General features: G+C 41.5%; 21 protein-coding genes and 1 other RNA gene. 9 read left to right on the top strand and 13 right to left on the bottom strand.

What is annotated here, in order from left to right:
- Positions 1-77: 77 nt before the first annotated feature.
- Genes V5739_RS15130 through V5739_RS15115 form a run of 4 tightly spaced genes read right to left on the bottom strand, consistent with a single transcriptional unit; the run spans position 78 to position 5569 of the window.
- A complete protein-coding gene (locus tag V5739_RS15130; protein WP_423818857.1) occupies positions 78-1541 on the bottom strand; it encodes a lipopolysaccharide biosynthesis protein in 1464 nt (487 codons plus the stop codon).
- Entirely contained in the window at positions 1541-2824 is a 1284-nt protein-coding gene (locus tag V5739_RS15125; protein WP_423818856.1) for a glycosyltransferase, read from the bottom strand. Before V5739_RS15125 ends, V5739_RS15130 begins: the two co-directional genes overlap by 1 nt.
- 21 nt (positions 2825-2845) lie before the next feature.
- The gene (locus tag V5739_RS15120; RefSeq protein ID WP_423818855.1) at positions 2846-5266 is read right to left on the bottom strand and encodes a YfhO family protein; all 2421 of its coding nucleotides are present in this window, start codon (positions 5264-5266) and stop codon (positions 2846-2848) included.
- 24 nt (positions 5267-5290) lie between these two features.
- Positions 5291-5569 carry a DUF4834 domain-containing protein gene (locus tag V5739_RS15115; RefSeq protein WP_266068526.1) on the bottom strand — a complete coding sequence of 93 codons (279 nt, stop codon included), beginning with the start codon at positions 5567-5569 and terminating at the stop codon, positions 5291-5293.
- Between the two features lie 105 nt (positions 5570-5674).
- Between V5739_RS15115 and V5739_RS15110 the strand changes: the two genes are divergently transcribed.
- Genes V5739_RS15110 through pncA form a run of 3 tightly spaced genes read left to right on the top strand, consistent with a single transcriptional unit; the run spans position 5675 to position 8622 of the window.
- The gene (locus V5739_RS15110; RefSeq protein WP_423818854.1) at positions 5675-6571 is read left to right on the top strand and encodes a transporter; all 897 of its coding nucleotides are present in this window, start codon (positions 5675-5677) and stop codon (positions 6569-6571) included.
- A 36-nt stretch (positions 6572-6607) separates the two neighbouring features.
- Positions 6608-8020, top strand: a complete 1413-nt coding sequence (locus tag V5739_RS15105; RefSeq protein WP_423818853.1) for a nicotinate phosphoribosyltransferase — start codon at positions 6608-6610, stop codon at positions 8018-8020.
- Entirely contained in the window at positions 8017-8622 is a 606-nt protein-coding gene (gene pncA, locus V5739_RS15100) for a bifunctional nicotinamidase/pyrazinamidase (RefSeq protein ID WP_423818852.1), read from the top strand. The genes V5739_RS15105 and pncA overlap by 4 nt, the downstream gene beginning before the upstream one ends.
- A 42-nt stretch (positions 8623-8664) precedes the next feature.
- Here the strand turns inward: pncA and V5739_RS15095 are convergent, their stop codons facing one another.
- The 5 genes from V5739_RS15095 to V5739_RS15075 all read right to left on the bottom strand — a co-directional run bounded on the left by V5739_RS15095 (position 8665) and on the right by V5739_RS15075 (position 11586).
- Positions 8665-9093, bottom strand: coding sequence for a hypothetical protein (locus V5739_RS15095; protein WP_423818851.1), 429 nt, complete (start codon positions 9091-9093; stop codon positions 8665-8667).
- Positions 9094-9204: 111 nt separating this feature from the next.
- Positions 9205-10776 (bottom strand): ribonuclease Y, encoded by a 1572-nt coding sequence (gene rny / locus V5739_RS15090; protein ID WP_423818850.1) that lies wholly within the window; start codon positions 10774-10776, stop codon positions 9205-9207.
- A gap of 50 nt (positions 10777-10826) precedes the next feature.
- A non-coding RNA gene (gene ssrS, locus V5739_RS15085) (6S RNA) lies at positions 10827-10933 on the bottom strand.
- A gap of 59 nt (positions 10934-10992) precedes the next feature.
- The gene (locus V5739_RS15080; protein WP_265163332.1) at positions 10993-11283 is read right to left on the bottom strand and encodes a cell division protein ZapA; all 291 of its coding nucleotides are present in this window, start codon (positions 11281-11283) and stop codon (positions 10993-10995) included.
- Positions 11284-11295: 12 nt separating this feature from the next.
- Positions 11296-11586, bottom strand: a complete 291-nt coding sequence (locus tag V5739_RS15075) for a hypothetical protein (RefSeq protein WP_423818849.1) — start codon at positions 11584-11586, stop codon at positions 11296-11298.
- A gap of 181 nt (positions 11587-11767) precedes the next feature.
- Between V5739_RS15075 and V5739_RS15070 the strand changes: the two genes are divergently transcribed.
- Positions 11768-13459, top strand: a complete 1692-nt coding sequence (locus V5739_RS15070; RefSeq protein WP_423818848.1) for a M23 family metallopeptidase — start codon at positions 11768-11770, stop codon at positions 13457-13459.
- A gap of 159 nt (positions 13460-13618) precedes the next feature.
- The gene (locus V5739_RS15065; RefSeq protein WP_423818847.1) at positions 13619-13783 is read left to right on the top strand and encodes a hypothetical protein; all 165 of its coding nucleotides are present in this window, start codon (positions 13619-13621) and stop codon (positions 13781-13783) included.
- A gap of 61 nt (positions 13784-13844) precedes the next feature.
- On the opposite strand, the gene V5739_RS15060 is transcribed toward V5739_RS15065, so the two are convergent.
- The gene (locus V5739_RS15060; protein WP_423818846.1) at positions 13845-14993 is read right to left on the bottom strand and encodes a cysteine desulfurase family protein; all 1149 of its coding nucleotides are present in this window, start codon (positions 14991-14993) and stop codon (positions 13845-13847) included.
- Positions 14994-15080: 87 nt separating this feature from the next.
- Between V5739_RS15060 and V5739_RS15055 the strand changes: the two genes are divergently transcribed.
- The gene (locus V5739_RS15055) at positions 15081-16034 is read left to right on the top strand and encodes a lipoprotein (RefSeq protein WP_423818845.1); all 954 of its coding nucleotides are present in this window, start codon (positions 15081-15083) and stop codon (positions 16032-16034) included.
- On the opposite strand, the gene V5739_RS15050 is transcribed toward V5739_RS15055, so the two are convergent.
- Entirely contained in the window at positions 16028-16576 is a 549-nt protein-coding gene (locus tag V5739_RS15050) for a Smr/MutS family protein (RefSeq protein ID WP_423820498.1), read from the bottom strand. The two genes, V5739_RS15055 and V5739_RS15050, sit on opposite strands and share 7 nt — an antisense overlap.
- 2 nt (positions 16577-16578) lie before the next feature.
- The gene (locus V5739_RS15045) at positions 16579-16797 is read right to left on the bottom strand and encodes a hypothetical protein (protein WP_266068511.1); all 219 of its coding nucleotides are present in this window, start codon (positions 16795-16797) and stop codon (positions 16579-16581) included.
- A 76-nt stretch (positions 16798-16873) separates the two neighbouring features.
- Between V5739_RS15045 and V5739_RS15040 the strand changes: the two genes are divergently transcribed.
- The 3 genes from V5739_RS15040 to V5739_RS15030 are packed head-to-tail and all read left to right on the top strand — an operon-like array spanning position 16874 to position 19338.
- Positions 16874-18709, top strand: coding sequence for a T9SS type A sorting domain-containing protein (locus V5739_RS15040; protein ID WP_423818844.1), 1836 nt, complete (start codon positions 16874-16876; stop codon positions 18707-18709).
- 5 nt (positions 18710-18714) lie between these two features.
- Complete coding sequence (locus V5739_RS15035; protein WP_423818843.1) at positions 18715-18999, top strand: DUF2752 domain-containing protein; 285 nt, start codon at positions 18715-18717, stop codon at positions 18997-18999.
- A 12-nt stretch (positions 19000-19011) separates the two neighbouring features.
- The gene (locus V5739_RS15030) at positions 19012-19338 is read left to right on the top strand and encodes a CCC motif membrane protein (RefSeq protein WP_423818842.1); all 327 of its coding nucleotides are present in this window, start codon (positions 19012-19014) and stop codon (positions 19336-19338) included.
- Between the two features lie 120 nt (positions 19339-19458).
- On the opposite strand, the gene rocD is transcribed toward V5739_RS15030, so the two are convergent.
- Entirely contained in the window at positions 19459-20703 is a 1245-nt protein-coding gene (gene rocD, locus V5739_RS15025) for an ornithine--oxo-acid transaminase (protein WP_423818841.1), read from the bottom strand.
- Positions 20704-20805: the final 102 nt, after the last annotated feature.

The following is a 20805-nucleotide window of genomic DNA, read 5'->3' as shown; positions in this document are numbered from 1 at the left end:
TTGGTTGGTTAGTTGGTAAATCTCCGGTTACATTAGCGCCGGAGATTTTTATTTTAATACCCCTGCTGCCTTAAAATCTATCTCTGCGGAAGTCTCAAGGTCTTTTCAATGATCTTGTTTATTTCGGGAGATAATTTTAGCACATAGATCACCAGGACGTATAATACTCCGATGATGCCCGATTTAAGCACTATATTGATCACCGGGTGCCATGAAAATTCCCAGAAGTAAAATCCTAATCCAAAAATCAGGATGAGAAGCAGACTGTAAGCTGTCTCTTTTGAAAATGGATGTATTTTAAATTTCCTGAACACAATGATCAACTTTACTGTATTGTAACAGGCAAAAGCTAAAAAGGTCGCCAGCGCCGCTCCTAAAAGTCCGAGAACGGGAATAAGCAAAATATTGAGAACAAACGCAAGTACTGCAAGAAAAACTCCAATAGCCAGCACCAGGCGGTAATAATCTGAATTAAAAAGAATACTATTGTTGTTCCCCAGCAGGTTATCGTAAAGCTTCACAGCACTAATCAAAATTACAATCACATAGCTTATCTGGTATTCGTCGGGAATGAGGGCGTAAAGCTGGGAAATATTAGTAATGATCACTAAAAAGATAAGTCCGCTTATTATCAGTAAATTCAGCGAACTTTTTTCATAGAGCTCTAACAGTCCTTTTTTATCTTTTTTATTGAGCAGCGTAGCCGTCATTGGATACGTAATTTGGTGCATCGCCCGTGAAGGAACAGCGATTACAGAAGAAATATAAACCGCAATCCCATACACCGCAACCATTTCAATAGGAAGAAACCTTTCCATCATCACTTTATCAAGATCGAGTAAAACCATTGCTACTGAACCTGCTATGAGAATTAATGCGGAATACTTCAGGATAAAAGCTCTATTCTTCGGAAATGAAAAACCAAGCTTCGGAAAGTACAAATTGAAGGCATAAAACATCATGAGAACCAGTCTTAACACAAAAACTGCACCCACGGCATAAACAAATTCTTCCACCGAAAGATATCCGAAGTAAACAGTCAGAAGAAGCAGAGAAATACATCCCCTGTGAAAAACCTCCTTCATGAAATTTCCGAAAACACTTTTATAGGCCACCTTTGCCCACGAAAAGAAGATCTCAAAATATGAAGTCGCCAGGGCAATGACAAAAATAAGCCAGATATAAGGTTTTACAAGCCCCTCCCCGTCTGAAAAATAATCGAGTAGCAAGTCATATGAGAAGTACCCGATCAATCCCAATATCAGGGAAATTCCCAGCGGCAAAAACAGGATTACACTCAGCAGCCTGTCTTTTTCTTCTTTGGAATCGTAAAAAGTATAAAACTTCACCAGGGTATTGTGTACCCCAAAAGCCATTAACGGCCAGATAAGGTTAGCAGCCGATAATAGAAAACCTACAAGCCCATAATACTCGGGCGTAAGAAAATTGGTGTAGAGAAATAAAGTATTGATGGCACCAATTCCAAAACCAACATAAGTGGTAGCAAGGTTTTTAGCCGATTGGCTTACAATAATTCCCATTACAACTGCTTTATTAGATTTGCCAATCTCTTTGCCAGGGCACTCCTGCTGTACTGCTGCAAACCTATGGGATACGACCTCAATTCGCCTTTTTTGAAGAGTTCATACTTCTCTAAAATGTAAGCCTTAATTTCCCCTTTTTGAGGGTACAGAAAATAAGATCCTGTATTGGTTTCTCTAATGATCTTTTCAATATCGGCATCTACAGGCCCTACCGCAAAAATGGGACGTTCACTCACCATATACTCAAACAATTTCCCCGGAATTATTCCCTTTGTTTCCTCACTATCTATTTCAATTAGCAGGAGCAACTGCGAACTTTTCTGCAATTGCAAAGCTTCTGAATGAGACACGTAATTCTTTAAAACCAACCACTCTTCCAAATGCCATTTTTGAATACTCTCCAAAACCTGATCTCCCACAGCTCCCACAAGCTTAAGCTGAAAATCTTTTGCAAAATCTTCATTTTCGGCAATTAATTCTGAAATCGCCTGCCATAGATTCTCCGGATTTCTTCCTGAAAGCAACGAACCAATATGCGAAATACTAAACTTTTCGTCCATAGGAAGTTTTTCTACCTTCTCAATATCATATCCGTTAGTAATTACTTCAACAGGCCTGTTCGTTTTTGAATGAAATTCCGCTTTAGTGGTAAAACTGGTGGTTATAATTTTATCGGCGCTCTGCAGCACCTCTTTTTCAAGTTCCTCATGTTTTTTACGGGAAGAGGGGAGCAACCTTAACTTACTGTGGTACCCAATCTGCGTCCAGGGATCGCGAAAATCGGCCAGCCACTTTACACCCAGCGTTTTTTTAAGCTCAAGGCCAATAAGGTGCATACTGTGGGGCGGCCCTGTAGTAATAACCGTATCAATTTCATGCTCCTTCAGGTAGCTCGTAAGATATTTTACTGAAGGTTTTATCCAGAACTTCCGCGCATCTGGAATAAAGAAGTTACCCCGAATGAACAGCATGAACTTCTGCAAAAAGCCCTGCTTCTGTTCCTTCGGAATAATTCCGGAGCTAATCTTTTCCGTATCTTTTTTTGACAGCATTCCGGCGACAGCATAGGGCTCAAAAATAGCATTTTTGAGCACCTTTATTTCTGAAGGAATTTCGGCTTCAAGACTGGTATCTTTCAGAGGGTAATGAGGGTTTTCGGGGGTGTAAACTATAGGTTCTATTCCATTTTCAGGAAGATATTTTACAAATTTAAGCCACCGCTGCACCCCGGGGCCACCGGCCGGGGGCCAGTAATAAGTAACTATAAGTACTTTTTTCATAGCCCTGCTTAAAATGTCAAATTACTTACGTCGTACCTTCCAGAAAAGACCGCCAATTAACAGGAGCCCTAAAAGTATAGAACTGGCTAACGCAATTGAACTTCCCGTCTTTACTACTTCTGGCTCAAACCTAAAGGTGATCTCGTGTTCTCCTGCAGGCACCATCATTGCCCGCAGCACGTAATTTGCTCTAAAATGCGGAACTTTCTCACCGTCAATATAAGCTTGCCAACCGTGCGGGTAATATATTTCAGAAAAAACCGCCATACGATCGCTTTCTGAAGAAGCACGGTAAATCAATTCATTCGGTTGATAAGAAACTAATTCAATACTCGCTGTACTATCGGCTTCAAATTGCTTTTTTGGAAGGAATTCAGCAAAATCAATGTCTACAACCGCCACTCTTTTGGTGTTGATACCATCAAGCGCCTGAATAGCTTCATTCGCGTTCTCTACCATTTTCACTTCCTGAATGAACCATGCATTGCCATTAGTTTCAGGATTTGCCTGAGCTACAGCACCCTCTTCCGTAGGAATAATGAAATATTTGGTGTTGAGCATATTGAGCACCTGCAGATTGTTTTGTGACAAATAGAAGTCATAAAGTTCCTGCATCCTGCCCGGCTTCGCGGCATGATAACCTCCTATAGAATTGTGGAAAAATGATGTGCGGGCCGTATTAAAAGGACTGCCGGTAAGGTCAAAAACCCTGTAGTGGCTCTCATCCCTCATAATCTCCCTATCGGCTTCAGTAGTCTGGAAAGGCCTGTTCACCACACTTGATCTTACAAAATCTTCGCTATCAACGTATCTTTTACCAACACCAACCAAATCAACAAGAATGAGCAAACCAAGTCCCAAAAATGTCAAATTCCGGTTAAGCTTTTGTTTTATAAAAAACCAGAGTACAGCAGCGGTGAGCAGCACATATATCAACGATCTAATGGCGTCGGCTGTAAAGACGGCTTTGCGGTCTTCCTTTAATGCCCTCACAAAATCGGGCCCCAGCTGCTGAATTATCACTCCGTCGCTTGCGCCTGTAAAACTGAAAGCTCCCCTAAACAGCAGGAACAATAAGGCAATACCGCCGGTAATTATTGTGGCCCATTTTATAGAATAAACCTTTCTTTCCACACTTTCTTCTTTAAAGAACAATCGGGAAAGACCGGCGATAGCAAGCACCGGAATACACAATTCTAAAATCACCTGAATTGAAGACACCGCCCTGAATTTGTTGTAAAGCGGCACATATTCAATAAAGAAGCGGGTTATAAATTCAAAAGGATAGTTTTTACCAAATGAGAGTATCAGGGCCAACAGGGAACCTCCAACTACCCACCATTTCAGTTTTCCCCGCACCAGAAAAAGTGCGAATACAAACAGAAAAAGTACCGTGGCGCCAACATAGGCCGGGGCACCCACAAAAGGTTGATCTCCCCAGTAAGTGGGGGCTGCTTCGGCAAATTGTGCCGCCTGTACCGGGTTAGCGCCCAACTGCAGCAACTGCGAATAAACAGCAGAATCTGTCCCCAGGTTCTCTGCGCTCGAACCTCCCATAAAACGCGGTATGAAAAGATTGAAGCTTTCCAGAACTCCATAACTGTATTCGGTGATATAATTGTAATCAAGTCCACTAGACTTCTCTGGAGTACCTTCGGGGTTAATGGTAAGTCCGGTATCTCCACGAGTACTAAAGTCGGCATATTCCTGGGTGGCCAAAAGATTGGTAGCATTCGTGCCTATTGCCAACACTACTGCAACTACCATCACAGCAAGTGCCTTAAAGAATTCGGGTAATTCCTTTTTTCTGAAAGCTTCGATCAAATACACAATACCTATTACGATCACCAGCAAGAGCAGGTAAAAAGTCATCTGGAAGTGATTCGCACTTATTTCCAGCGCCATTCCGAAGGCCAGCAGTAAAAATCCTATAATATATTTTTGCCTGAAGCACAGCAAAATACCGCCTATCACCCACGGCATATAGGCAATGGCATGAGCTTTTGCGTTGTGCCCCACTCCAAGTATAATAATGAGATAGGTAGAAAACCCGAAAGCCAGTGCTCCCAAAAAGGCCAGTCTGTAATCAATTTTTAGGACCAGAAGTAAAATATAGATTCCCAGAAAGTACAGAAATAGATAATCGGCCGGGCGGGGTAAAAAACGCAGGGTTCTGTCGAGTTCTTTTATGTAGTTATGAGGATAATTTGCACCCAGCTGGTACGTGGGCATCCCACCAAAAGCAGCATCGGTCCAGTACGGCTCCTCGCCTGTCTCGGCCCTAAAATCATTTTGTTGACGGGACATCCCTATATACTGGGCAATATCACTCTGGTAGATTTCCTTCCCCTGAAGTACAGGATAGAAGTAGGCAAGAGAAATTATAATAAACCCCAGGAAAACAAAAATGTGAGGCAGTACTTTCTTTAGGGAAAAATTCATACGAAGAGAGTTTTGGAGCGGAAATTAGTCAATTTCTTCATAATCGATATACTCTCCCACGTCATTCTTTGATTTAGGGGTGCTTTTAGGTTTTTTTTCAATGCTCACCTCACCCTGTTGGCGTTGTTGCCCTCTGCCAGGATCAAACTGGCTAAAACGCTGCTCAAACTTCTTTCCAATCTTCTTTAAGACCCAACGAAGTAGTATGGGGCCAAACCAGCGTATTAATAATTTTAAACCAAAGTAAACAAGAAGGACTATAAGTAACACCCTTAATACCTCGGTCAATGAAGCTTCGTGCATTCTAAAAGTTTTGGTAAAATTACTATTCTACTCAAAGAAAACCATTGCTGCAACCAAAAAAAATGAGAAAAACTCTATATTTGATCATCACCAATCAGCTCTAATATGAGGATCTACCTGACTTTTTTTCTCTTTTGTTTCTTCGGAAGTTTTAATGCCACTGCTCAATATACAGAAACCATTAATTCAAACAGGCCGGGAAATTCCCAGGGGGCTTTTGCTGTAGGGCCCCTGGTGCTTCAGGTAGAAACCGGGGCAAAATTAGGAAATGACAATCATGAGCTGCTGCAGACGGATACCGATCTTTGGGGAATAGATTACGCTATAAGATTTGGGTTCCTCTTTGAAGAACTCGAGATCAACCTGATGGGGTCTTACCTCAATCAAACCACCAATTATGTGGTTGGAGCCAACAATGAGGCTTACGAAATTTCCAATTTCGATGCTAATGCTATAGGAGTAAAATACCTGGTATACGACCCCAATAAAGATGCAAAAGAGAAGAAACCCAATCTTTACAGCTGGAAGGCAAATCAACGCTTTGACTGGAGTACATTGGTACCCGCCGTATCTTTGTACGCCGGCGCCAATTTTTCATTTGGTGATAACCCGTTTCTCTATGAGGGGCAGTCTAAATTCTCACCTCGTGCGGCCGTAATTACTCAAAACAACTGGGGTCCCTGGGTACTGGTTCTTAATATTATTGCCGACAGGATTGGAGATGATTCTCCTACCTATTCGGGTATAGGTACGCTCACCCACTCTTTCTCAAAGAAATTTGCAGTGTTTGGAGAATTTCAGACTTTGATTAGCGATATCTACAGCGATGAGATTGTTCGTGGCGGTTTTGCCTACCTATTTCACAAAAACTTCCAGGCAGATATCTCGGGACTTATCAATTTTAAAGACACGCCTTCGAGATGGCAGGTTGCTGCCGGTGTTTCTTACAGGTTTGACTGGCACAAGCAAGACCAGTACCTCGAAGCACAGCAAGAACTCTAATCATTCTAAACAGAATATAAATTTAAAGCATCTGGCATGATAGATATAAGCGGTACTTACACAGATCAGTACCAGCTCACAATGGGACAGGTATACTTCAGCAAAGGAGAAGCAGAAGAGACTGCCATTTTTGATTATTTTTTCAGGAAATTACCTTTTGAAGGGGGCTTTGCAATATTCGCGGGGCTAGAAACTTTACTGGATTACCTTCAGGATTTTAAATTTTCAGATAAAGACCTCGAGTTTCTCAGCACTCAAAACTTCTCTAAAGAATACCTCGACTATCTCAAAGACTTTCGCTTCCGCGGAAAGATCTTCAGCATGAAAGAAGGAGAGGTGGTATTTCCGGGTGCTCCCGTGGTGAGGGTAGAAGCAAATATTATTGAAGCCCAGATCATTGAAACCCTACTTTTGAATGTGCTGAATTTCCAGACGCTCATAGCTACAAAAGCAGCAAGAATGGCTATTCAGGCTAAAGGCAGTACGTTGATAGATTTCGGACTTAGAAGAGCACAGGGGTTTGGAGGCTATCATGCGAGCAGGGCAGCTATTATCGGCGGCTTTGAAGCTACAAGTAATACCCGTGCAGGAAGGGATTTTCACTTTCCGGTTTCAGGAACCATGGCGCATTCCTTTATTCAGAGTTATGAGAACGAGCTCGATGCGTTTAGAGATTTTGCTGAAGTTCATCCGAAGAATACAATTTTACTGGTAGATACTTACGATACCTTGAAGAGCGGAATACCTAATGCCATACAGGTTGGCAAAGAGATGGAAAGCCGTGGAGAAAAGCTTAAGGGAATTAGGCTGGATAGCGGCGACCTTGCCTATTTAGCAAGAAAATCACGTGCAATGCTAGACAAGGCGGGGCTGAATTATGTAAAAATATCAGTTTCCAATCAGCTGGACGAACATCTTATCAAGAGTTTGCTCGACCAGGAAGCTCCTATAGATATTTTTGGGGTGGGAACAAACCTGGTTACAGGAAAGCCCGATGGCGCTCTTGATGGCGTCTATAAACTATCTTTTTTTAAGAACAAACCCAGGATCAAACTTTCGGAAACTATTGCTAAAGTAACCCTGCCACATCGCAAGCAGGTGTATAGACTACTTGATGACTCAGGTAACTTTTTGGGTTCAGACGTGGTTTGTATGGAAGGTGAAGGAAATCCTGAAATGATGTACCACCCCTACGATCCTTTAAAATTCAGGTTTGTTGGTGATGTGGAAAAAGAAGAACTTTTGATCCTGGTCATGGAAGATCAAAAAAGGGTTCACCAAGAGACCAGCATCAAAGAAATAAAAGAATTCAGCAAAAAGAGACTGGAACAACTTCCTACGGAATACAAGAGGTTCTTTAATCCGCATATCTACAAAGTAGGTATAAGCGGAAAACTCAAGGATGAAAGAAATTCCCTGATTGAAGAACACAAAAATAAGAGATCATGAAAACACTCATCATAGTAGATGCCCAAATAGATTTTATGCCGGGCGGTGCACTTGAAGTTAAAGGCGGAGACAGGATTATCCCGGTGATCAATCAAATTCTTCCGAAATTTGAACTCGTAGTGGCCACCCAGGACTGGCATCCAAAAGAGCATAAAAGCTTTGCCGTAAATCATCCCGGAAAAAACGAGTTTGAGGTAATTGACCTTAATGGACTGGAACAAAAGCTTTGGCCGGTGCACTGTGTGCAGGGGACAAAAGGAGCCAATTTTCATCCCAACCTGGAAACAAAACCCATAGAAGCCATTTTTAGAAAAGGAATGGATCCTGAAATAGACAGCTACAGTGGCTTTTTTGATAACGGCCACAAGAAGATCACTGGCCTTGGCGGATATTTAAAGGAAAGAGGAGCTGTTGAACTCTATTTTTGCGGACTTGCTGCAGATATTTGTGTTTATTTCAGCTTACTTGATGCCCTTAAAGCAGGTTTTAAAGCGACGCTCATCGAAGACGCAGCCGTGCCCCTTCTTCCGGAAGAATTTGATAAAATTAGAGAAGATATTATTAGAAATGGCGGAAGAATAACTCATTCAAAAGAGCTTTGAAAAATGCCATTTTTGACAATTTTCCGAACTCTTAACTCATAACTAACGCCTATGCCACCTTCGGGTAAACCACCATACGGCGGCCTGCAAAAAGGCAGTGAGCACCACAGAGCTCATAATGTGCTGCAAAGCATGCAGTACCCCAAAAGAATAACCGTCCCTAAATTTGTTAGGTAGGTCATATTGGGTCACTAATTTTTGACCCAAATATCCAAGAAATCCAAAAGCCACTACCAAAAAAGCATAGGTAAAGAAGAAAAAGAAATTCTTCTGTTTGGTCCATTTAAAATACACCGAAGCCACAACCAGTACAAGCCAGCTCACCCAGATGCTGATTTGGTAATTTAATACCGACTCATGAGCCTCCTGTAGTCCAACATCTCCTAAATTTCCAACAGTACCAAACAGTGTGAATAGGGGATAAAGCAGAATTACCAGAAAAAGGAATTTTAAGATGTTTTTCTTTTTCATAACGGCTTTTGATTGTAGTCTTAAGTTACAAAAAGATTACTGTTATCAATAAAAAAAAACTCCCGACTCTTTTAAGAACCGGGAGTTTTTTAAAATATGATTTTCTCTTTATTACTTGGCTATATTTACTGCACGGGTTTCGCGTATTACGGTAATTTTTACCTGCCCCGGATAGGTCATGTCTGTCTGGATCTTTTGAGAGATCTCAAAAGAAAGATTGGAGGCTTTTTCATCGCTCACTTTTTCGCTTTCCACGATCACCCTCAATTCTCTTCCTGCCTGTATTGCATAGGCTTTTTTCACTCCGCCAAAACCAAAAGCGATATCTTCAAGATCTTTTAACCTTTGAATGTAAGAATCCAATACCTGTCTTCTCGCACCCGGTCTGGCTCCGCTTATAGCATCACAAACCTGTACGATTGGAGATAATAGAGATGTCATTTCAATTTCATCGTGGTGGGCTCCAATAGCATTGCAAACTTCGGGTTTCTCGCCGTATTTTTCAGCCCATTGCATACCAAGGATTGCGTGAGGTACTTCAGTCTCTGCATCTGGCACTTTACCAATATCATGAAGTAATCCTGCACGTTTGGCCATTTTTGCATTTAAACCAAGCTCAGCAGCCATAACTCCGCATAACTTAGCAACTTCTCTTGAGTGTTGCAACAGGTTTTGACCATAAGAAGAACGGTATTTCATTCGCCCTACAATCCGTATCAATTCAGGATGTAATCCGTGTATACCAAGATCTATCACAGTACGTTTTCCAACCTCAATGATCTCCTCTTCTATTTGTTTGGAAGTTTTCTTGACCACTTCCTCAATACGTGCCGGGTGAATCCTTCCGTCGGTTACAAGTTTGTGGAGCGACAGGCGGGCTACCTCCCTTCTTACTGAATCAAAACAGGAAAGAATGATTGCTTCCGGGGTATCGTCTACAATGATCTCCACTCCTGTCGCAGCTTCAATAGCGCGAATGTTTCGACCTTCCCTACCAATAATTCGTCCTTTTACATCGTCACTTTCAAGGTTAAATACCGAGACGCAGTTGTCTATGGCTTCTTCGGTACCAATGCGCTGTATAGTGTTTACAATGATCTTTTTCGCCTCCTGCTGTGCAGTAAGTTTAGCCTCCTCAATGGTATCCTGAATAAGGCCCATGGCATCGGCTTTGGCAGTATCCTTTAATGACTCTACAAGTTGAGCCCTGGCATCTTCGGCTGAAAGCCCGGAGATAACCTCCAGTTGCTGAACTTTGCTGGAATGAAGTTTATCTACTTCTTCCTGCTTTTTCTCCAGAACATCGTTTCGGTGATTATAATCGGCAATCTTTTCTTCCAGATCCTTGTTCAGGTTTTTATTCCTGGCAAGTTCGCTGGAAACCTGGGATTCTTTATCCCTTACCCTCTTTTCGGCATCAGCAATTTTCTTGTCCCTCGAAAGAATAACCTTTTCGTGTTCGGACTTTAATTCGATGAATTTTTCTTTAGCCTGTAGGATCTTGTCTTTCTTGATCCCTTCAGCTTCCTGTTTGGCTTCTTTTAAAATCCCGGCTGCCGATTTTTTAGCTCTTTGAATAATTTTAGAAGCGTTCTTCTTCTCCAGGTACTTTGCCAGTCCAAATCCAATTGCCAGTCCCAGGACAAGTGAAATAATAGTGATCGCTATAGTTAGTGTATCCATTAGTTAGTTTTTATGTAAAAAAAAAGCCTGTACTAGTCGTTGATTTGTATAAACTCTCTAAATCAAGTTTAGGGCTAACAAGCTGATCAAGGATCCGCTCAAAGGCGGCTTGCTTTTACAACTTAAACTCACCCTTTTTAAAGAATTGGTGTTGAGTTTATCAAAATAAATTAACTAATACAGGCAGTAACCTTTATTTTCTAATTCAAAGAACAGTTAAACCAAGTGTTTGTCAAGCAGGTCATTGAGCGCTTTCAATTTATCTTCAGCCAAAAGTACTTCACTGCTGCGGTCAATTGATTTTTGCTCGGTTTGGGCAGCAAACTGTAAGGCACACATTGCCAGCACATCCTGCTTATCCCTAACGGCATAACTCTGTTCAAATTGCTTAATCATGAACTCTATTTTTTTTGCAGCCTTTCGAAGCCCCTCTTCCTGCTCAGGAAGAATGGTCATGGGATATACCCTGTCTGCAATAGAGATCTTTATTTTAAGCTGATTCGACATTTTTTTATTCTTCTACTCAGAGAGGTGAACAATACATTGATCTATTTCCCTGATCAAGCTATTTATTTTAAGCTTGGTTTCTTTTTTATAATCATTACTGCCCAGCAAGGCGTTGGCAGCTTTAAGAGTTTTTACCCTGTTTTCTGAAGATTCCAGGCTTTCCTGTAATCTCTTTTTTTCGGATCTTAAAGAAGTTAATTCCTCCTGAAGGCTTTGTTGTTTCTGCTCCAGTTTTTTATAATTCTGAAGCAACTTCTCAACCCTACCTTCAAGAATATCAATTATTTCTGTTAAATCACTCATTAAAGCTAAACCTGCTGCTTACCCTCACAAAGTTAATATACCTGCCGAAATATCCCAATATTTTGATCTCTATTTTGAGTTGTGCTTTAAAATAATTTTAACTTCCTCAAAAATAAGGGTTTAATTTTATGCCCGGGTTTGGTATCTTTATCCCGCTATTAAAAAGTAAAAATTCCCTTACATGAAAAGAATACTTGCCCCCCTCCTATTCTTAACCGGTTTTATTGTGTCGGCACAGGTTGCTAACGTTCCCACAAACTATTTTGATGATCCGCTTCAGGTACCCCTGGCTCTTGCCGGCACGTTTGGAGAATTGCGATCCAATCATTTTCACAGTGGGCTCGATATTAAGACACAGCAACGGGAAGGGTTACCGGTGTATGCTTCTGCTGAAGGTTATGTAAGCCGCATAAATGTTTCTCACTATGGTTACGGAAAAGCACTTTACATTCAGCACCCCAATGGATACACTACAGTATACGGCCACCTGAAGAACTTTTCTCCAGAGATTGAAGCCTATATTAAGAAGCTGCAATATCAAAATGAAAGCTATGAGGTAGAAGTTTATCCAACTGCTTCTGAAATTCCTGTAGAAAGAGGGGAACTTATTGCCAATAGCGGAAATACCGGTGGCAGCGGCGGCCCGCACCTGCACTTCGAGATAAGGGATGGCGAGCAGCGCCCTATGAACCCGCTTATGTTTGGAATAGAACTCGAAGATACCCGCGCGCCAATCGTGTCGGCCTTGTTTGTTTACCCGGCGGGAGAAGAAGCACATGTGAATGGTTCGGCCACAAGACAAAAACTTAGGCTTATACCACAGCAAGATGGTTCTTTTAGAGCTGAAAAAATTGATGCCTGCGGGGAAATAGGTTTTGGTATTACTGCAGTAGATCAACTTAATGCAGCTCCAAACCACAACGGCGTTTATAAAATTGAAAGCAGTGCTAATGGCGAAAAACTCCTGCAGGTCAATTTTGAAAAATTCTCATTTGCAGAAACCCGCCACCTCAACCAGTTGATAGATTACGGATATTATACCCAGAACAATAGCAGGATCCAGAAGCTTTTCGTAGAACCTTCCAATCCATTAAGCATTTACAGTGACGTGAAAAATGAAGGCTATCTTAATGTGCAGGACAGCCTTTCGTATAACTATACGATCAAAGTAAGCGATTTTGCAGGCAATGAGCGTATAGTTCACGTGCCTATAGAAGGAAAACACCGCAATGACATTAAAGAAGACCCTTCCAAGATTACCGATTTTTTTGTCCCTGCAAGTACAGGAGCTCAGTTTGAAAGCAATGGTATAGACGTTTATATTCCCGAAAACAGTCTCTATCAGGATGCTTACCTTGATGTTAGCTTTGAAGATGAAAAGGTAAGCCTGCACGAAGACGTAATTCCCATTCATTCGAACATCAGCATAGGCTTTAATGTTAGCAAATACAAACCCGAAGACAGGGAGCAAATGTTTATTGCCAGGCTTAACAAATGGGGAAATCCTCAATATTCAGACACTACCAAAGACGGGGAAAGATTTACCACCAAAACCCGCACTTTTGGCACCTACACTTTAGGCAGGGACGTGAAAGCGCCTACCGTAACACCTGTTAACTTTAGGGACGGACAGTGGATCTCAGGTAATAAAGACCTGAAAATTAAGATCTCTGACGATCTTTCGGGCATTAAAAGCTACCGGGCAACAGTGAATGGAAAGTTTATTCTGATGGAATATGAATACAAAAGGAATTTACTCACTCACGATTTTGCCGACGGGGTAGTCACTGACACCGAAAATCACCTGAAACTGGAAGTAATTGATAATGTAGGAAATACAACTGTTTTTGAAAGCACCTTCTTTAGAAAATAGGTTTTTCAGCTGAAGTGTTTTTTCTGTTTTTACTGCATTGGTGGCCTTTAGCAGAAACTCAAAGCTAACGGTTAGACCTGTTGGTTCCAAAAATGTCATTTTTTAAGTTCCTTTAAAATTCTGAAAAGAACTTTTTTCAATCCAAAGTTGTGAAAGTGAATGGAAGAATCAGGTGCAAATAATTATCCCCCAGAAGTAGCACGACTTTCAGCAGGAAATTTTAGCGCAACTGATGTCAACGGGAATTTAATCCTGCTAAAAAAGGAAGCCTTAAATATGATTTTTGAAGCGAAAAGTGTCAAAAATTATGGCAAGTGCCGATAATTTCTGAATTGTCGGCACTATATGAAACCCTAAAACTGAAAGTTGGATAAATATTCTCTTCCTATTTTTCCATGAACTCCTTCAGCACATTTACCACGTATTCAATATCTTCTTTAGTATTGTACCTGGAAAAAGAGAACCGCAAAGAAGGCTTTTTCAGATCTTCGGCAGGCAAAAAGGCGTTTAGCACGTGGCTTCCCTGATCGCTTCCGCTTTGGCAGGCACTACCTTTAGAGCACGCAATCCCATGAAGGTCCAGCTGGAACAACAGCATTAACGCTTTTTCCTGAGACATGGGCAGGCATACGTTGATAAGCGTGTAAGTACTATTCTCAAAGTCACCGCAGTCGCCGTTGAATTTTACTCCGGGAATTTCCTTTTTTAAGAGATCTGTAAAATGCCTTTTTAGAGAGGTGATATATTCCCTCTCTTCGTGTAAATTTTGGTAAGCTAACTTCAGTGCTTCCTCCAGCCCTACAATATTATGGACGGCTTCGGTCCCGGCGCGAAATCCCCGCTCCTGCTCGCCTCCAAAAATAAGTGGCTGCAAACCGCTGTTTTTTCGGATATAAGCAAAACCAACACCTTTGGGTCCGTGGAATTTATGGGCACTTACAGCGGTAAAGTCAACTTTCACCTGAGAAAGGTCAAGTTCGTAATGCCCAATGGACTGCACGGTATCTGAATGAAACAAAGCATTGTGAGTACTACATAACTCCCCAACTTTTGCAATATCCAGTAAATTACCTACTTCATTATTCACATGCATCAGGCTCACCAGTGTCTTTTCATCTGAAGATTTCAGGATTTCTTCCAGGTGCTTTAGGTCAACCCTTCCGCAGTCATCAAGGTTCACGTAAATAATTTCGGTTCCAAAAACATCGTGAAGTTTATCAATGGTATGAAGCACGGCATGGTGTTCAATTTTTGAAGTAATAATGCGCTTCACGCTCAGGTCCCGAACGGCCGAATTGAGAATAAGATTATCGGCTTCTGTACCGCCCGAGGTGAAAATAATTTCTGAGGCCGCAACATTGAGGATCTTTGCCACTGTTTTGCGAGCCTGTTCTATTAGAGTTTTTGCACTGCGGCCAAAGGTGTGAGTTGAGGAAGGATTTCCATATACATCACGCATTACCTGGGCCATTCGCTCTACCACTTCTTCGCGAATCTGCGTAGTTGCGGCATTATCAAAGTAGACTTTTTTCATGGTCTACAAAAATAACAGATTTAAAATAATTTAAGCTTGTCTCGGTTAAATTATATATTACTTTTAATTTTGCCGAAAACCCGTCTTATGAAAAAAGTGTTTAGTTTATTTTTTGCAGCCGCGCTGCTTACCGCATGCAATGACGGGGAAATTATTGTGACCGATTTTAATTTTGAAGACCCCGACCTTAGCTGGTGTGGAGATAACCAGTCACAGGTATTGTATAAAATAAACAATACCGATGTAAACGAGGCAATTGCGTTTCGTTTTAACCTCGATACTGAAACCGAAAAGCTTTTTCTTTCGGAAGAAGGCCGCCTCAGCATTGCTTTGAACGGCACCACTAATGAAATTGTGTATCGGGTTTTTGACGGGGAAGTAACCGGCAACTATTTTTGTAATGAAATTCCGCCCGTTTCCCCAAAAGTGGTGCGGGAATTTAAAAGTACCACGGGAGGTGAGGTCATCATCACTTCTACTATTGCAAATGCGACCGATCATGATGGAGATGGTATACCTTCAGCCAGTGAAGGAATGGATACTAATTTAGATACCGACGGAGACGGAATTCCCAATTACCTCGATATTGATGATGATGGGGATAACATCCTTACCCGAATTGAAAGACAGGTAGAAGCTGAAAATTCAGTGAACTCCTATCCAGATTCCGACAATGACGGGATCCCTGACTATCTCGATGCCGATGATGATAACGACGGTGTACCTACCAGGAATGAAGACTGGAACCTAAATTTGAATCCCGCCGATGACCAGGATGAGGATGGGCTGCCTTATTATTTAAACCCTGATATCATAGATTCTTTTGAAGTTGAAGGTTCGAGAGAAAATACTATTTCAAGAAGCTATAGATACCTCCTTACTGTTAATAACCTGACACTGGTTAACCAGGGAGGAGACGGGGAACAAATTCGCCTTGAGAATTATGAATTGGGCGTTATCACCTCACCTTCCCAAAATATCACAATTCAGCCTACAAACGGTGAAGATGAAAACGGCGAAGAGGAAGGAGAAGATCAGTAATTCTGAAAAATATAAACTTCGGTAGCTCCCACCCCATACTTTTGATAATCGGCATCATAAAATTTGATGTTATCATACCTGTGAAAGAGGGTTTCGAGTTCAGCTCTTAATACGCCCTCTCCTACTCCATGAATAAATACAATTTTTTGTATGCGTTTACTTATGGCAAAATCGAGTTGCCGCCGGGCAGTATCCATTTGAATGTTGAGGATTTCATAATTTGAGAGTCCGCCGGTCTTAGGCACGAGTTTCCCTATATGCAGGTCAACCTCCATGGGCGGCTGATTTCGCTCTTTTGGTTTCACTCTTGAAGATCTACGCTTTTTTGAAGATTCTTTTTCCCTGATGACTTCGGAAAAATTTTCAACTTCAGGAGGAAGTATATCGGGTAATACATCTTCAACTTTAACTAAATCCCGGACATTAAAGGATAAGAGAAAACCTTCAGAAGTTTCTATATCCACCTCAGCGCCGCTAATTGAAAGAACCCTACCTTCCAAATCTTCGTCAAGTACAGCTACTTTATCTCCCGGTTTCAGCATCACTAAAGAGAATTATTATTTTCACCTTCTTCATCTTTTTTATGGTCGTCTTTAGTCTCAACCCAATAATTGGTAGCTCTGTATAGCCCAAACATCAACATCACCAGCCCAATAATCATCACATACACATTTCTCTCTTCTCCCGAAATTTCAAAAATGAGAAGCACGCCACCTATTATTATGACCGCAGAATTGATAAACTGAGAAGAAGGCTTTTTCATAATTATTTGTTTGCCAGTTGATTAAAATCAAAAAAGAGTAGTAACTTGAATCGTCAAAGCTACAAATTTCGGGAAAATGAGAAGATTTCTACTGGTTACGGCATTTTTATTTGCTTTTCACCCAATTTTCGGCCAGTTGAACATCGCTCCTTCCGGCAATGGACAAAACAGAACTTACGTTTATGTAGAAAAATCTTTCCTGTTTATTGAGAATGATATCAGGTTAATAAAAAACCCTTCCCCAGTAAATGAAGCTTCATTATACCTGCGCGATAATGCCGAATTACTACAGGGAGAGCAACAAAACAAAGAAAATTCCGGAACCGGGAGCATCTCAGTTTTTGCTGAAGGAACCACCAATGCTTACGACTATAATTACTGGAGTTCTCCCATAATATCTCCTGAAAATGGCCTTTTTGGCATCTCACTTTTACAGGTTCCCGTTTCAACCATTGTAAGCCGGCAACCCCAACTCACCACTGCCCCAAACGGCACCGCAAACCCGCTCGCTATCTCTACCCGCTGGATCTACACCTACCAGGGCAACGGGTACTCAAGCTGGAAATTTGTTGGCGGCAACACGGTGATCCCGCCAGGTTATGGTTTTACCATGAAGGGCACAGAGGGAAAAGATTTGGTGGTTGTTAACGGAAGAGCAAATAACCCTGGAAATTCACAGCGTTACGACTTACGTGGAAAACCGGTCTCCGGGACTTTAGATATCCCAATAACGCCAGATGCTTTTGTGCTGGTAGGTAATCCATACCCATCAACTTTCAACCTGAGTCTTTTCCTGCTCGAAAATTCTGGCAGCGGCACTTTGAGCACAAATTGCTACGGAAGCATCCAACGTCAAAATATTACTACCGGTGTCGCCTACTTTTGGGATTCTAAAGAGAATGGTTCCTCACATAATCTCGAAGATTATATGGGCGGCTACGGAGTTTTTAGTCCGATAGATCCCTGTACTGATGGAATTTATGAACCTCCGGTTTTCAAAACGGTCAAAAATATTGAAGACGGCAGCACAGGCAAACCTTCTCAAAAGAAATTCCTGCCTGTAGGCCAGGGCTTTATGGTAAAGGGTGCACAGGCAGGCAACATTACCTTTAAAAATTCTCACAGAACGCCATCAAAAAATGCATCGGGAACAAATACCCCGGCACCCGAAGCAGTTAAGAAAGATCACCAACACACTTCTGAAAAGAACAGCCTTGCCAGGGTACAACTTAAGGTTACAGTGAACGACCTTTACGAAAGAAGCCTGAGCCTGGCCTTTTGGCCCGTTGCAACACCAAAAATTGACGCAGGTATGGATGCCCGGGCTTTTGAACTTGCGCCTACCGATGTGGGCTGGCTCCAGGGTGAAGAAAGTTATATAATTGATGTACGCCCTTTTGATATTTCTGAAGAAATCCCGCTGTTTATAAAAGTTGAAACCGGGCATCAAATAATGACATTTTCACAGGGAATTATTGAAAATGCCGCAATTCATGAACTTTTTATTCTAGATACTCTTACAGATGAATATTTTTCTATTAAAAAAGAACCCTTAACTTTAGAGCTGCAACCGGGAATTTATCACGGGCGTTACAAGCTTGCTTTTGCTGAAAAAGTAGCTAAAGAAGACCTGCCACAGGTGATTTTTGAGGAAGAGGCGTATTTAAAATTCAGCATCCATCAAAATAACCGTCTGGGAGAACTGCAAATAATAAGCAACGATCTTTTCCCGGTAAAGGCTGTAGAAGTTTTTGACCTACAGGGAAAAAGGATGTGGTACCGCAGCAACTTTGACAACCGAAGGTCTGTAGAAATTTCAACCCGGCCGTGGGGAAACGGCGTTTATATTGTAAAGGTGATTAATATGAATAATCACAAAACAGTCAAAAAAATATCAGTTTACAACAATTGACCTATATGGAAGAATTCATGCTCCCTTGTTTGAACAAGCAGTTGTTTGGCATAGATTGCCTGGGTTGCGGTGCACAGCGGGCACTGGTACTGGTACTTCAGGGAGAATTTAGCGCAGCTTTTAAGATGTTTCCCGCAATTTACCCTATCCTCATCCTGTTACTTTTTCTTATCACCAACTTATTTTATAAGTTTAAAGGTGACTGGTATATTAAGGCCGGACTTATTGTAGTGAGTGCCGCCGTGATAATAGGTGCTTATATATATAAAATGAGTTTTTTGATCAACTAACCAATAATAATTATGGAAAAACAAACTTTACCAAACTCAACACTTATCCTGGTTTTCGGAATCCTTTCTATCGTAACTTGCTGCTGCTATGGGATCCTCGGCCTTATCTTTGGGATTGTCGCCCTGGTATTGGCAAAGACTGCTAAACAAACTTACATGGCTCAACCGGATATTTACGAAGGCTATAACAATGTAAAAACCGGAAGAATTCTTGCTATTATAGGAATTGTACTTTCGGGACTATACCTGCTTCTAAATATTGTACTTGTGGCTATCTACGGATGGGATGGGATGCAGGAAATGGTCATGGAATCTATGGAAGTTTACCAAAACCAGTAGTTTTAAGTGATCAATATTCGGTGCTCAGTGTTCAGAATCCTGAACCTGGAACTTTGAACTTTGAATAAAAAAGGAGGGCGAAAAATGTCATTTTTCGCCCTCCTTTTTTTACTTCCTAAATTACTTTTCGAATTCCTGAAGTGTTTTGGTTATAATACCTACACAATCCATAAGTTGTTCTTCGTTCATCACCAACGGTGGTGCAAATCGTATGATATTGCCGTGAGTTGGTTTAGCCAGAAGTCCGTTTTCCTTCAGTTTCATGCAAATATCCCAGGCTGTAGAGTTATCTTCAGAATCATTGATCACAATGGCATTCAGTAGGCCTTTACCTCTCACCAGGTTTACAATGTTAGATTTTCGTATGTAATCATCGAGCTTTCTTCGGAAAAGGTTCCCGAGTTTTTCAGCATTTTCAGCAAGATTTTCATCTTTAATCACATCAAGGGCAGCCATTGCTACGGCACAGGCTACGGGATTTCCGCCAAAAGTGGAACCGTGTTGTCCCGGTTTAATAACGTTCATAACCTCGTCATTGGCCAGTACTGCCGAAACTGGATATACCCCGCCAGAAATGGCTTTTCCGAGGATCAATACATCAGGCTTAACGTTCTCATGCTCTACTGCCAAAAGTTTCCCGGTACGTGCAATTCCCGTTTGCACTTCATCAGCAATAAAAAGCACATTATGCTGCTCGCACAATTCTTTAGCCCGAGCCAGATAACCTTCGGAAGGCACGTATACCCCGGCTTCTCCCTGAATTGGTTCTACAAGGAATCCGGCAATGTTACTGTTATTTTTTAAAGCTTCTTCAAGCGCTTCAGTATCGTTGTATGGTATTTTAACAAATCCCGGAGTGTACGGGCCAAAATTCTTGCGGGCACCCTCATCATTAGAAAAAGAAATGATCGTGGTAGTTCTTCCGTGGAAGTTATTCTCACAAACAATGATTTGAGCTTCAGTCTCCTCTACTCCTTTTTTCTCATAGGCCCATTTTCGTGCAATTTTTATTGCAGTCTCAACCGCCTCGGCACCGGTATTCATTGGCAACAGCTTGTCAAAACCAAAATATTCTGTTGCATACTTCTCATACCTTCCTAAAATGTTATTATGGAAGGCCCTTGAGGTAAGGGTTAGTTTTTGAGCCTGTTCTGTCATGGCTCCCACAATTCTTGGGTGACAATGCCCCTGGTTTACTGCGGAATAAGCCGAAAGGAAATCGTAATATTTCTTACCTTCAACATCCCAAACGTGAACACCTTCTCCTTTTTCAAGCACAACCGGAAGCGGGTGATAATTATGAGCCCCATATCTATCTTCAAGTTGAATAGCCTCCTGGGAAGAAATTTTTTCTGAAATCTTCATTTTCATTTTTGTTTTCAATTACTAAATAAGCAATTCCTACTTTCCGGAAATACCAGCAAATACGGTATTTTGAGGAGAGAAATCATCCTGAATTCAGAAGTC

The sequence above is a fragment of the Salinimicrobium sp. TIG7-5_MAKvit genome, from assembly GCF_049569215.1.
Taxonomy (GTDB): domain Bacteria; phylum Bacteroidota; class Bacteroidia; order Flavobacteriales; family Flavobacteriaceae; genus Salinimicrobium; species Salinimicrobium profundisediminis.
This window is presented reverse-complemented; position numbering and strand designations above follow the sequence as displayed.